7 protein-coding genes, 1 tRNA gene and 1 pseudogene are annotated in these 12,805 nt (G+C 70.8%); 3 read left to right on the top strand and 6 right to left on the bottom strand.

Annotated elements, in window-relative coordinates:
• Positions 1–4: 4 nt before the first annotated feature.
• A complete protein-coding gene (locus tag IEY37_RS13130) occupies positions 5–853 on the bottom strand; it encodes a helix-turn-helix domain-containing protein (RefSeq protein WP_188942114.1) in 849 nt (282 codons plus the stop codon).
• A 128-nt stretch (positions 854–981) separates the two neighbouring features.
• On the opposite strand from IEY37_RS13130, the gene IEY37_RS13125 reads away from it, so the two are divergent.
• Positions 982–1,875: an oxidoreductase gene (locus tag IEY37_RS13125; RefSeq protein WP_188942113.1), complete on the top strand. Its 894-nt coding sequence runs from the start codon at positions 982–984 to the stop codon at positions 1,873–1,875.
• Positions 1,876–2,231: 356 nt separating this feature from the next.
• Here IEY37_RS13125 and IEY37_RS13120 read toward each other — a convergent pair whose 3' ends face one another.
• Positions 2,232–6,362, bottom strand: a complete 4,131-nt coding sequence (locus IEY37_RS13120; protein WP_188942111.1) for a PDDEXK-like endonuclease domain-containing protein — start codon at positions 6,360–6,362, stop codon at positions 2,232–2,234.
• 139 nt (positions 6,363–6,501) lie between these two features.
• Here IEY37_RS13120 and IEY37_RS13115 point away from each other — a divergent pair.
• Both IEY37_RS13115 and IEY37_RS13110 read left to right on the top strand, forming a co-directional pair.
• Positions 6,502–6,869: pseudogene (locus tag IEY37_RS13115) on the top strand (integrase core domain-containing protein); the annotation flags it as partial.
• A gap of 191 nt (positions 6,870–7,060) precedes the next feature.
• Positions 7,061–7,873, top strand: a complete 813-nt coding sequence (locus tag IEY37_RS13110) for a GIY-YIG nuclease family protein (protein ID WP_188942107.1) — start codon at positions 7,061–7,063, stop codon at positions 7,871–7,873.
• 378 nt (positions 7,874–8,251) lie between these two features.
• On the opposite strand, the gene IEY37_RS13105 is transcribed toward IEY37_RS13110, so the two are convergent.
• The 4 genes from IEY37_RS13105 to IEY37_RS13090 all read right to left on the bottom strand — a co-directional run bounded on the left by IEY37_RS13105 (position 8,252) and on the right by IEY37_RS13090 (position 12,533).
• A tRNA-Lys gene (locus tag IEY37_RS13105) sits at positions 8,252–8,324 on the bottom strand.
• A 95-nt stretch (positions 8,325–8,419) separates the two neighbouring features.
• Positions 8,420–9,667 (bottom strand): NAD(P)/FAD-dependent oxidoreductase, encoded by a 1,248-nt coding sequence (locus IEY37_RS13100; RefSeq protein ID WP_188942105.1) that lies wholly within the window; start codon positions 9,665–9,667, stop codon positions 8,420–8,422.
• Entirely contained in the window at positions 9,664–11,088 is a 1,425-nt protein-coding gene (locus IEY37_RS13095; protein ID WP_188942103.1) for an NAD(P)/FAD-dependent oxidoreductase, read from the bottom strand. The genes IEY37_RS13100 and IEY37_RS13095 overlap by 4 nt, the downstream gene beginning before the upstream one ends.
• Complete coding sequence (locus IEY37_RS13090; RefSeq protein WP_188942101.1) at positions 11,085–12,533, bottom strand: FGGY family carbohydrate kinase; 1,449 nt, start codon at positions 12,531–12,533, stop codon at positions 11,085–11,087. The genes IEY37_RS13095 and IEY37_RS13090 overlap by 4 nt, the downstream gene beginning before the upstream one ends.
• Between the last annotated feature and the right edge of the window lie 272 nt (positions 12,534–12,805).

The following is a 12,805-nucleotide window of genomic DNA, read 5'->3' as shown; positions in this document are numbered from 1 at the left end:
GGGTTCAGGTCTGCGCCGCTGGCCGTGCGACCTCTGCAGCGTCCGTCCCTGCCGACAACGTGGCCAGCGCCTCGGCGCTCGGCGACCCCGGCTCGGCGTGGTAGAGCACGAGCAGCTGCCCGTCCGTGCCACCGACCGGGAGCTTCTCGCGGCGCAGGTCCAACCGGCCGGCCACGGGATGGTCCATGCGCATCGCCCCGCCGGCCAGGGCCCGCACGTCGTGCCGCGCCCACAACCGCCGGAACCGGTCGCTGGCCAGGGACAGTTCGCCGACGAGTTGGGCGATCCGCGGGTCGTCGACGTCGGTGCCCAGGGACGCCCGGAAGGACGCCACCATGCCGGCCGAGGCGTCCGCCCAGTCCGGGTACAGCGCCTGCTCCGCCGGGTCGAGGAAGACGGACCGCAGCCGGTTCTCGCCGATCCGGATGGCCGGCGACAGGACGGATGCCAGGTGGTTCGCGGCGAGCACGTCGAACATCCGGCTCTCCACGAAGGCGGGCAGGCCGACCACCTCCAGGAGCTGGCGGATGCCCGCGGGCACCGTCTCCCGCCGCCGCGGTGGGGGCCGCCGGGCGGTCGCCAGGTCCGACAGGTAGTCGGTGGCCGCCGCGTCCAGCCGGAGGACACGCGCCAAGGCCTGGACGACCTGCGCCGACGGGTTGCGGTCCCGGCCCTGCTCGAGCCGCAGGTAGTAGTCGGCGCTGATGCCGGCGAGCGTCGCGACCTCCTCGCGGCGCAGCCCCGGCGTCCGCCGGACGCCGAGCACCCGCAGTCCCTCGTCGGCCGGGTCCAGCAGCTCGCGGCGCGCCCGCAGGAACTCGCCGAGCGCGTTGGTCCTGGTCACGGATGCCACTGTAGGCAGGCCACGGTCGGCGCAGCCTGGTCCCGGCACTCCCAGGATGTGGGGGACCTGGCCGCCCACACGCGGCGGCGGCACGGTGGATCCTGCACGGGCGGACGGCCCGGGCAGAAGGGACCACCATGTCTTCCACAGCACCGACAGCAGCAACCGGGCCCGGTGCGCTGCCCGGCGGCCGGTATCGCGTCGGCGATCTCGAACTCACTCGCGTCGGCTACGGCGCCATGCAGCTGGCCGGCCCCGGGGTGTTCGGGCCGCCGCGCGACCGCGCCGAGGCCGTGCGGGTGCTGCGCACGGCCGTCGAGCTGGGCATCCGGCACATCGACACCGCGGACTTCTACGGCCCGACCGTCACCAACGAGCTGATCCGCGAGGCGCTGGCGCCCTACCCGGACGACCTGCACATCGTCACCAAGGTCGGTGCCCGCCGCGACGAGCAGGGCGGCTGGCCGCACGCCCGGACGCCGGCCGAGCTGCGCGAGCAGGTGCACGACAACCTGCGCCACCTCGGCCTGGACGTGCTGGACGTCGTGAACCTGCGGGTGGGCGGCTTCGACACGCCGGAGCCCGGTTCGCTCGCCGAGCAGTTCGAGGCGCTGGCGGAGCTGCAGCATCAGGGTCTGATCCGGCACCTGGGTCTGAGCACCGTCGACGCCGAGCAGCTGGCGGAGGCGCAGGGCATCGCCCCGGTGGTGTGCGTGCAGAACCGCTACAACATCGCGCACCGCGAGGACGACGCCCTCGTCGACCTGACCGCCGCACAGGGCATCGCGTACGTGCCGTACTTCCCGCTCGGCGGCTTCTCCCCACTGCAGTCCGCCGCGCTCGACGACGTCGCCGCCCGGCTGTCCGCGACCCCGCTGGCGGTCGCGCTCTCCTGGCTGCTGCAGCGCTCGCCGAACATGCTGCTCATCCCCGGCACCTCGTCGGTGGCGCACCTGCGCGAGAACGTCGCGGGGGCCGGGCTGGAGCTCCCGGCGGACGTGGTGGGGGAGCTGGACGCGATCGGCCTGTGAGGTCCGTTGTGCCAGCAGCCGTCTCGACGGTGTCGTGGCTCGGCGGTGGGCCCCGTGGGGATCGAACCCACAACCCGCCGAGAGAGCGGAAGCACCAAACGAGCACATCGGACCAGCAGTGCCGAGCGTGCGAATGTTGGGTCAGTGACTGCCCTTCCCCAGCAGAGCCGAGCGGTGCGTGACAGCGCCGTTACAGTGCAGACCTGTGATACTAGGGGAAGCCGTCACGGCCCGTCTTGAACCTCAACGACAGGAGCGTTCTGTTTGACAGACATAGGCATGGGTCGCCAGCGATAGAAGGGCCAGGCGTTGCCGGTAGCGAGGACGAGCATCTCCTCTACTGGTCCGGCACAGACCTATGCTGACGGGAATCGACGCTCGCGGCGAGCGAGCGGGAGCACCCGGTCGAAGGCAGCTCTGATTCTCGAGCCGCGACGCTTGTAACCCAGGGCTAACACGAACTGGTCGAACACCTCGTCCTCGGTGCGCAGCAGGGTGTCGGACTCGATCCACCGGATGAGCTCCACGAGGGTCTGGTCGGAGTACTCGGTGATCGGCGTTCCGGGGATGATTGAAGGCCTCGCACCTGACCGACGGAGTGGCGCAAGCGTGGAGATCGGTGCTGTTGCACTCCTGGGGGGCTGCCGCGGCGCGAACACGGCATCGCCCTTCGTCTCCTGCGCATACGCGCGCTTCCGGTCGTCGGCGTCAGCGGCTTCGACCGCGCGCTCGTAGGCCATGGTCGCTCGGCTCACGCACTTGTCAGGGTCGGCGAACCAGTCCGTTGACCAGATGCGGTGAAACGACCACCCGAGCCGTTCGAGCTGCTCCTGCCGTAGGCGGTCGCGGTCGCGCGCGGTCGGCGAGGAGTGGTAGGTCGCGCCGTCGGCTTCGATCGCCAAGACCATGCGCCCGGGCTGTTTCGGGTGCCCAGCAGCGAAGTCGATCCAGTAGCCGGCGACACCGTACTGGGCCGTGAGTGGGATGCCGGCTGCCACGAGCCGGTCCCGCACCGAGATCTCGAACGGGTTGAGCGCGGGCTTTTCCATGGCGATGTCACCGAGGCTCGCACCGCGCGTCGAGGCGAACTGCAGGTACGCCCGCAGCATTCTGACGCCGTCGGGCATCGGACGGTTGGGATCCATGTCCTGATGGCTGAAGGCGCTGACCAGAGTCATCCGCGATCGCGCTCGAGTCACGGCGACGTTGAGCCGTCGGTGCCCACCTTGCTGGAGCAGCGGTCCGAACCGGTACAGGAGCCGCCCGTCGCCCGACTTGCCGTAGCCGATCGACAGGATGATGGCGTCGCGCTCGTCCCCCTGCACCCGCTCGAGGTTCTTGACGAAGAAGCGCTCGTCGACCCCGGTGTCGTCGAAGTAGGCGTGAAGGTGGGGCAGCTGTGACAATCGGTCCCGGAGCCGGACGTCGATGCGCTCCGCGTGCTTGATCCCCATGGTGATGACGCCGAGCGACTCGTGGGGTCGCTGCTCGGCGTGGGCGAGCACGAGGTCCACGACGCGCTCGACCTCCGCGGTGACGCTGTCCTCCTGCCCGGCGACCTGTTCGCCCTGCTCGACCAGCTCGTGCGTCAGGCAGTCCTGGCCGAGCACGCCTGGGAAGGTCGTCAGAGAGCGGTCGTAGATCCAACTGTTGGAGAAGGCGATCAGCCTCTCGTCGCGGCTGCGGTAGTGCCAGGTCAGCGAACGAGTCCGGGCGGGCCCGAGCCCTGCTGTCAACACATCGAGAATGGACTCGTAGCCGGTCGTCAATGCCAGGTTGATCGTGCCGTCGTCGAGGATCGCCTGCTGCTCGTCGGAGTCTCCGTCCGACGCCGAGCTGAAGAAGCTCGTGGGCGGGAGCTGGTGGGCATCCCCGGCCACGACGAGCCGGCGGCCGCGCAGGATCGCCGGAATTGCGTCCGCCGGCAGGACCTGGCTCGCTTCATCGAAGATGACGACGTCGAAGTAGGGGCGGTCGCCCGGGAGGAGCTGACTGACGACCAGAGGGCTCATCGCCCAGCACGGCTTCAGGGCTGTCATCACGTCGGGCGCTGCTCGGAACAGCTCTCGGAGCGGGAGGTGTCCACGCTTCCGCTGGGCCTGTGCCTGGACGAGTGTGCTCTGCTCCTCGTGCGCGTCCCGGACGCGGACCAGGCGCTCGGCAGCTGCCCGACGTACCCTGTGTGCGGTCTGGGTCACATGCTCGTGGTCGGCCTCTCGGAAAGTCCTGACCAGCTCGTGATGCCGGATCCCCTGGAAGTTGGCGAGCGCTTGGTCCTCGAAGGTGATCCGATGAAGCACAGAGCTGTGCCAGCACCTCTTAAACACAGCTCCGGCGAGGTCGACGTCGAGTCGCCGGCTCTTCATCTCCTCGACGAGAGGGCCGAGGCCCGACCGAAGGAACTCATCGTTCAGCTCGTTGATTCTGGGCATCTTGAACAGGACCTGCGCATCACTTTGCAGCGAATCGATCGTCGACTGCAGCCCGGCCTTGTCCAGATGCTCGAAGTCCATGCCGACGACGTACGCGCCCAGGGCCGCGAGCTCTAGCCGCAGCTGGTCGAAGCTACCTTTCGCAGCGAGCATCGACGCCGGCTGGTGCGGCCCTCGTCGGTCCACAGCAGCGCCTCGCCAGGCGTGCTCCAAGGCATGCGCCTCCAGAAGGACCTGGTGGAGCTGCTGCTTCGACGGGCTGGTCGACCCGCGCCAAAGGGCGCGCACGGATTTCACCCGCCTCCGACGGACTCCCCACCCAGCATCGCTGCCAGGCCACGCGGGATGCACCTTTCGCCAGCTCGGCGGGGCAGCCGCCGCCACTCGCTCGGGCAGCTCCGGCCCGAAGACCGCGGGGTCGAGGACCCGGAGCAGCTCGCTGACGCGTTCGAGAAGGGCGAGCGCCTGGGTCCATTCGGCGAGGTCTCGGGGTTGCGTGAGACCTGCCTCGCCGATGAGGCTCTCGAGAGCCCGTGTGGCCTCGGGCACCGTCCGGGACGCCAACCGGTTGGCGGAGTCGAGCGCGGCCTCCGCCTGATCCGCGGACCGGATCTGCGCATCCGCCCACGGACTGTCGGCTCTGGTGAGTCGGAAGCCGCCGAGAGCTGCGAACTCTTGGACCTGCTCCAGCAGTCGACGGTAGGTCGAGTCGTCGATTGCTGCGAGCTGAGCGCCTCGGAGACGTACACGGGTTCCCGCTGCCGGTCCGTACCTCTCGTCCAGATCGATCAACGCCGTCTGGACCTCAAAGGCGCTGAGGTTCCATGGGCTCCGCTTGCCGTGCATGGCGGCGTCGTGTGCGTTCAGCTGGTCACGGCGCTGCACGAGCCGCTCGTGGAGAGCACGTTGCTCCGGTCGCGCGACCGCTGACGCTCCGCGCAGACCAGCGGCTAGGCTTCCCGCGAGGACGCGGCGCGAGCGCACTCCCTCGTGCAGATCGAGCACGAGGTCGGACAGGCCTACCCTCTCCAGCCGATCCACGACCGCCGCGATCGCCGCACGCTTCTCAGCAACGAAGAGCACGCTCGACCCTCGCGCGACGAGGCTCGCGACCAAGTTGGTGATGGTTTGGCTCTTGCCCGTGCCTGGGGGCCCTGAGATGACAATCGACTGGCCTGCCGTCACCGCGTTGATTGCGAAGCTCTGCGACGAGTCGGCGTCAAGGACCAGGAACTCGTTGGACGGCGGCCGACGGTCAGGGTCGGTCAGGTCGACCTCCTGACCTGACTGGGTTAGGCCTTGGCGTGCCTCGGCGTCGCCAGCGATGGCAGCCACCACGTCATGCGCGGCGAGGGCCTGAGCGTTGGCCTTCAGATCGGCCACCATCGGCAGCTTCGCGTAGCTGAAGGTACCGATGAGCTCACGGGACCCCACGGCGAAGCCCGGAACCCGCCACGCCTCCTTGCCGAGTCTTTCGAACAGTGCATCCGGCTCGAATGAACCTTCGGGCAGGAACTCGATGAGCTCGTCGGGGTTGAGCGAGACCTTGTGCTCGGAGCTCAACAACTGGAGCAGTACCGGGTTTATCTGGATCTCGGGGTCAGCGACCAGGTCGAAGTCTGACTCGGCGGCGTCACTCGCCGTGAACGTGACTGCTCTCAGCAGCACCGGTGCGTTCGGTGTTGGCTTGCCTTGCTGGGGCTGCCAGGTCGCCATCCCGGAGGTGAGATAGCACGTTACGATCCCGCGCTCCTCCAGCGACTCGACCGACTTGTTCCGGATCGCCCGCGCACGCTTCAACCGGTCGGGCACGACGGAGGGACTGAACAGCCGGCTGATCGAGGATTTGCGCCCCCTCAGGAGAGCGTCCAGCGCGTCTGGGTCAGCGTCGCCGAGATCGAGGGTTCCGACCTTGAGGTCGCGGTAGAAGAGCAGCTGGTTGCGTCCGCTGACGTCCAACAGCTGATCCGTCCAGTGGCGGATCGCCTCACCGACCCGCCGCTGCCGATCGGGAGAGAGGGCAGTGGAAGGGCCGCTGGACAGACTCGTGCTCATGGTCGCCAATCTCGGAGGGACAGATCGCTTCGGCAGCATAAGAGAAGCAGACGGCAGCGACACCGGTGTTGCGGGTGGAGGACCTCGCCCTCGAGGCGGTGATAGTGAGCTGGCCCCTCCTGCTTGATCCGGACCGAGCACCGGGGACCGACTGATCGACGAGCTCGGCCGGCTGGCCGAGCAGCGCGGCTACCCGGCCATGCTGCGCCGCGACAACGGCTCCGAGCTGGCCTGCGCGGCGACGGCGGACCGGACCGGCGATCGTGTTGGGCGATGGTTCATCCCGCCCGGTGAGCCGTGGCGGAACGGCTACGTCGAGTCCTTCAACATTCGGCTCCGCGACGAACGCCTCAACATCAACCTGTTCTGGTCCCTGGCCGACGCGCGCGTCACCATCAGCGACTGGAAGAACGAGTACAACCAGCACCGACGCCATTCAGCCCTCGGCTACCAAGCCCCGGCTCGATACGCTCAGACTGCACCCACCAACCAGTCGGCTCTCGCTAGCCCTGGACCAACTCCTGGGATCCCGTCACTTGTACTCGGTGATGCCAGCCACCCAGAGTGATCCAATCGCGCGCCGCGATGGTCGCTGAACGGTGTCAGACGCGGTGTGATCGATCCCGACGGGCTCACCCCGAGCTGCAGGACCGCGTCTGGCTACCTCAGCCTGCACAGCAGAAAGGAGTTGATGGACGATGACTCTGACACTCGGCCCGATCCTGATCAGTGCCGGGATCGACCCGACCGACGCCCAGGCGATCCGCCACGCGTTCGTGCAGGAGCACGCGGACACGGGTCTGCCTGGCATCCACGCCGACTCCACGGACGACCAGATCCTCGCCTACACGAGCCGGCAGTCGGCGAAGCCGCGGATCTTCCCCAGCAACCCGTCTCCGATCTGGGTCGTGTTCATCCGCGAGGGCGGCGACAGGGCTCGACTCTGGTCGGTACTCGAGAACCGCGGGGAGTCCTCGAACGACGGCACGCAGCGCACCTTCGACCTGGTCGCCTCGAGACTTCTGTCAGATCTCAACGACCGGCTCGTCATTGGCTGGAGGTCTCCGCGCACCTGGCGGCTCAACGGCCCGACCGCTGCCGGTTACCCGGTGATGGAGATCGCAGATGCTCAGCCGATGCCCTTCCCGGGCTTCGACCGGCTCGTCCTCGATCACGCGCAGCTCCAGGCCGTCATGCGCGAACACAGGTACGCCGCCTGGCGGACTGCGCTCTCATCGGTGGCCGGGGTCTACCTCATCACCGACACCCGTGACGGCCGCCAGTACGTGGGCAAAGCCGACGGCGTGGAAAGCATCTGTCAGCGCTGGAGCGCCTATGCGACCAACGGGCACGGCGGCAACGTCGAGCTGCGCCGCGTGGACCCGACCAACTTCCGTTTCTCGATTTTACGGGTGTTCGACCCGGCGACGCCCACAAGGGTGATCGACGAGGCGGAGAGCCACTTCAAACTCGCTCTGGACACGCGGAAGCACGGACTGAACCGGAACTGATCGCGGCGGCGCTAGCAGATGCCGCGCGACTCATTACTACAACGACCACCATCGGCTGGGCCGGACGACAGCCTAAGAGGGCGGCGGTCGTTTCGACTGCGCGCCGGACATGAGACCTCTATGCGATCGGGCTGCACGCTCCCCGATGGACAAGGACCGCTGTTGGAGGGAGGGCGCTCCTGGCTGGCGGCTCGACGAGTCTTCGATGAGTTGGTTGCCGTGGCGCTGGAGGGCATCTCCCAACCCAGCACCAGGGGTGAGGATGAGCCACCAACGGCGCTCGCAGCAGTGGGCCGAATGGGTCTGCGTAACAGCATGGTGACAGCATTGACCTGATGAGCCCGGATCGGGCTCGTCCATACGCGATTGGCTCGGCGGTGGGCCCCGTGGGGATCGAACCCACAACCCGCGGATTAAAAGTCCGCTGCTCTGCCAGTTGAGCTAGAGGCCCGCAGGGCTCGGAGCCGCTGCTGGGACGACCGTACCGGAGCGGACTGCAGCCACTCCGGCGGTCGCGGGGCAGCTCGTGCACCAGGACGCCGGCGGTCAGCGGACCGACACCGTCACCGGCCCGGCGTCGGCCCGGGCACCGGACAGCACCGACCACGGGGCGCGGAAGATGCGCCCGGGCGAGGCCGGCCAGGGCATCCGGCGGTCGGCCAGGGTGCGGCCGTCCTGCCGGACCGTGAGCCGGGGGCTGCGGATCTCGTCGCGGCACCAGAACAGCAGCCGCCCGCGGGCCGGGGTGGGGCCGCCGGGGCGGAACCGGCCCGGCGCGGCCCACAGCAGGGGCTCGTCGACCTGGACGGCGACCCCGGCGTCGTCCCAGTGATCGGGCGAGTCCAGCCACCGGCGGACTGGGTCGGCGACGTGCCGGCCGTCCAGCGCGGCGCAGTCCGCCGTGTCCACCGGGTGCACGAGGTTGCCCACGGCGAAAACGCCCGGCCGGCCGGTCCGCAGCTCCGTGTCGACGACGGGACCTCGGCTGCCACGATCAATCTCGAGCCCCGCGGACCGGGCGAGCTCGTGGTCGGGGATCCAGTCGCCGGTCAGCACCAGGGTGTCGCACTCGACGGTCCGCCGCCGGCCAGTATCCAGGTCCTCCACCTCGACGGCGGTCAACCGACCACGCCCGACGATTCGGGTGAGCCGGGTCCGCGTCGCCACCGGCACCCGCAGCACCGCCCGACCCGGCACGATGAACGCCGCGTACGACTCCGGGTGCCGCTGCGTCGTGGTCATCAGCACGGTGCGGGCACCGGCGTGCCGCAGGGTCAGCACCGCCGACCAGCTCACCAGCTCCGCGCCCACCACCACCGCGCGTCCGCCGAGCCGGCCGCCGTGCAGGTGCACCAGGTTCTGCAGCGCACCGGTCGTGTACACGCCGGCCGGGCGGTCGCCGGGGACCAGCCGTGCCGGGCGGGGCCGCTCCCGCGCGCCGGTGGCCAGCACCACGGCGCCGGCGTCCACCCGGAACCGGCCCTGCGGCGACGTCACCTCGACCGACCGGTCGCCGGACCAGTCCGTGACGGTGGCCGCGGTCCGCACCTCGACGCCGGCGGCGCCCGCCCGGTCCACCAGCCGCCGCGCGTACTCCGGCCCGGACAGGAACCGGTGCAGGTCCCGGATGCCGTACCCGGGATGGTCGCTGTGTCGGGGGATGCCGCCGGCGGTGGCCTCGCGGTCCAGCACCAGCACCTGCCCGACCCGGGCGGCCAGCGCGGTGGCAGCGGTGAGCCCGGCCGGTCCGGCGCCGACCACCAGCACGTCGGGGGTGAGCACCGGCGCGGTCATCGCGCGGCACCGGTTGCGTCGCCGCGGGTACCGGCAGCCAGCAGTTCCCCGACCTCCGCGCTGCAGAAGAAGCCCTGGCAGCGGCCGTTGACAGCCCGGGTGCGGCGCCGCAACCCGTCGAGCGTCCGGGGAGGGACTGTGCTGCATAACGCGTCCCGGATCTCGCCGACGGTGACCCGCTCGCAGAAGCACACCACCCGGCCGTACTCCGGGTCCCGGGCGATCAGCTCTGCGTCCTGGTAGGGCCGGACGAACGCCTCACCCAGGTTCGGCATCCGGGGCGGTGGCGGCACGTCGGTCCGGGCCGGCGCGTCGAGCCCGGCCTCGGCGAGCAGCTCGCGGACGTGCTCGGCGATGGCCATGCCGGCCGTCAGCCCCGTCGAGCGGATTCCCCCGGCCAGCAGGTAGCGCTGCGCGGCGTCGACGTGCACCACGTAGTCACTGTTCTCGGTCGCCGCGCGCAGACCCGCGTACGTGGCGGTGACCTCCTCGTCCAGCAGCGCCGGCAGCAGGGCGCGTCCCCGGCCGAGCAGGAACTCCAGCCCCTGCTCGGTGGTGCCGGTCGCCGTGCGATCGTCGATGTTCTCCGACGTCGGTCCCAGCATGACGTTGCCGTAGATCGTCGGGCTGACCAGCACCCCCTTGCCGCGCGCGGTCGGCACCGGCAGCACGATGCGCTGCACCAGCGGCCGGGCCAGCTTGTCGTACACGATCAGCTCGCCGCGCCGGGGGGTCACCGTGAACCGGTGGTGGCCGAACAGCGCGTCGACCCGGTCGGCGCCGAGCCCCGCGGCGTTGACCACCCAGCGAGCCCGGACGGTTGCGCCGCCCGCCGCACCCAGCACGGTGACATCACCGTCACGATGGACGGTGTCGACCGAAAATCCGAGTTCCAGCCGGGTGCCGCGACGCACCGCGTCGGTGGCCAGCGCCAGGTTCGTGGTCCAGGTGCAGATGATCGACTCGTCCGGCACCGTCAGCCCGCCCAGCGCACCCGGGCCCAGATGGGGCTCCAGCCGGTACACCTCGGCGGCGTCGACCAGCCTGCAGTGCTGGTAGCCGTTGTGCAGGGCCTTGTCCCGCAGGGCGGGCAGGGCGGCCAGCTGCTCGGCGTCCCACGCCACCAGCAGCGCCCCGGTGCGCTCCACGGGGATGCCGGTGCGGGCGGCGTAGTCGCCCAGCAGCTCGTGCCCGCGGCGCACCAGGCGGGACTCCAGCGTCCCCGGGGTGGCGTCGAAACCCGTGTGCAGGATGGCGGTGTTGGCCTTGCTGGTGCCGTCCCCGACGTCGTCGCGGGCCTCGATCAGCACGACCGACAGCTCCCGACCGGACAGCTCGCGGGCGATGGCGCAGCCGACGATGCCGCCGCCGATGACGGCGACGTCCCACGGTTGCCCGGCGCCACCCGGCTGGTGGTTCACGCTGTGCCTCCCGCTTCCGTGCCCGGTGCCCCGTCGTCGGTCGTGGCCGCCAGCGTCCGGCGCCAGCGTTCCCGGAAGGCCGCGGCCCGGTCGGCCGTCCAGCGCGGTATGAAGCGGGCCGCCGGCGTCCACGCGGGCACGGCGTCGGCCACCGTGCACCGAGGGTCGAGCGCCAACCGGGCGCACGCGGCTGCACCCACCGCTGTCGCGTGCGCCGACGGGTAGACCTCGACCGGCAGCTGCACCAGGTCGGCCAGCACCTGCAGCAGGGTCGCGGAGTGGGTGAGCCCGCCGTCCACCCGCAGGCGGGACAGCGGCGCCCCGTCCCGCTCGACGGCCGAAACCAGCTCGGCCACCTGCGCGGCGATGCCCTCCAGGACAGCCCGGACCACCTCGCCCCGGCCGGTGGACAACGTCATCCCGACGAGCGCCGCCCGGGCGTCGGCCCGCCACCACGGCGCCGCGAGGCCCGCCAGCGCCGGCACGCACAGCACGCCGCCGGCGTCCTCGGCCGCCACCCGGTCCAGCTCGCGGGCGTCGGCGATCAGCCCGAGCTCGCGCAACCACCGCACCGCGGACCCGGCCGTGTAGACCTGCCCGTCGGTGCAGTACGTCGTGGCCTCGCGCAGCCGCCACGCCACCGAGGTGGTCAGCCCGCTGGACGACCGCGGCGCGCAGGCGCCGGCGTTGGCGAGCAGGAACGCGCCGGTGCCGAAGGTGGACTTGGCGCTGCCCGGCTCGTACCCGGACTGGGCCAGTAGCGCCGCCTGCTGGTCGACCACGATGCCGGCGACGGGAGCGGGACGGCCGAAAGCCGCGGTGGTCCCGACGACCTCGTCGTTGGACAGCACGGCGGGCAGCGGTTCACCGGACAACCCGAACGCCGACAGCAGCTCGAGGTCCCAGTCGACCCGGTCGACGTCCAGCAGCAGCGAGCGGCTGGCGGTGCTGGCGTCGGTGACGAAGGCGCCGGTGAGCCGGTGCAGCAGCCAGGTGTCGGTGGTGGTGACGACGCCGTCCCGGGTGCGGTGCCGGCGCAGCCAGGCCATCTTCGGCGCCGAGAAGTACGGGTCCAGCGCCAGACCGGTGCGCTGCTCGATCCACCCGCGCTCCGGCTCCAGCTCGAGACACAGCTCCGCCGACCGCCGGTCCTGCCAGACGCAGGCGGCGGTGAGCGGCTCACCCGACCGCGGGTCCCAGGCCAGGACGGTCTCGCCCTGGTTGGCCAGCGCCACCGCGTCCACCGGCCGGCCCGCCTCCTGCACCGCCTGCCGACCGGCGGCCAGCACCGAGGCGAGCAACTCGTCGGGGGACTGCTCGACGCCGCCGTCGGCCAGGTAGTCGGGCCGGATCGGGACCTCCGCCGCCGCGGCGACCGTCCCGTCGTGGTCGACGACCAGCGCCTTGGTCCCCGACGTGCCCTGGTCGATGGCGAGGACGATCATGCGCGCCCCCGCACGGCCACGCCCGGGTCCGCTGGCCCTGCCTGCACGGCACCTCCCGACGTCCGGTCGCGCCGCTCCCGGCAACCAATCGCGCGCCCGCCGATGATGCACCATCACGGCCCGACCGGGTATACGTATGCGGGTGGACGTCGCCCGAGCCAGGTGCCGGCGGCGTCCGCGCCACCGGTCCGGCGGCCTCTGGCCGGTCGCCGGTGTCGTGCCCCGTTCGATCGCCGCCCGGGTTCCGCGCATCGACCGCACGGTGGGGCGTC

The sequence above is a fragment of the Nakamurella endophytica genome, assembly GCF_014646215.1.
GTDB lineage: Bacteria > Actinomycetota > Actinomycetes > Mycobacteriales > Nakamurellaceae > Nakamurella > Nakamurella endophytica.
This window is presented reverse-complemented; position numbering and strand designations above follow the sequence as displayed.

Coding starts and splice junctions, on each gene's coding strand:
- IEY37_RS13110 (WP_188942107.1), top strand. CDS start 7,061: ATGACTCTGACACTCGGCCCGATCCTGATCAGTGCCGGGATCGACCCG.
- IEY37_RS13125 (WP_188942113.1), top strand. CDS start 982: ATGTCTTCCACAGCACCGACAGCAGCAACCGGGCCCGGTGCGCTGCCC.
- IEY37_RS13120 (WP_188942111.1), bottom strand. CDS start 6,362: ATGAGCACGAGTCTGTCCAGCGGCCCTTCCACTGCCCTCTCTCCCGAT.
- IEY37_RS13100 (WP_188942105.1), bottom strand. CDS start 9,667: ATGACCGCGCCGGTGCTCACCCCCGACGTGCTGGTGGTCGGCGCCGGA.
- IEY37_RS13090 (WP_188942101.1), bottom strand. CDS start 12,533: ATGATCGTCCTCGCCATCGACCAGGGCACGTCGGGGACCAAGGCGCTG.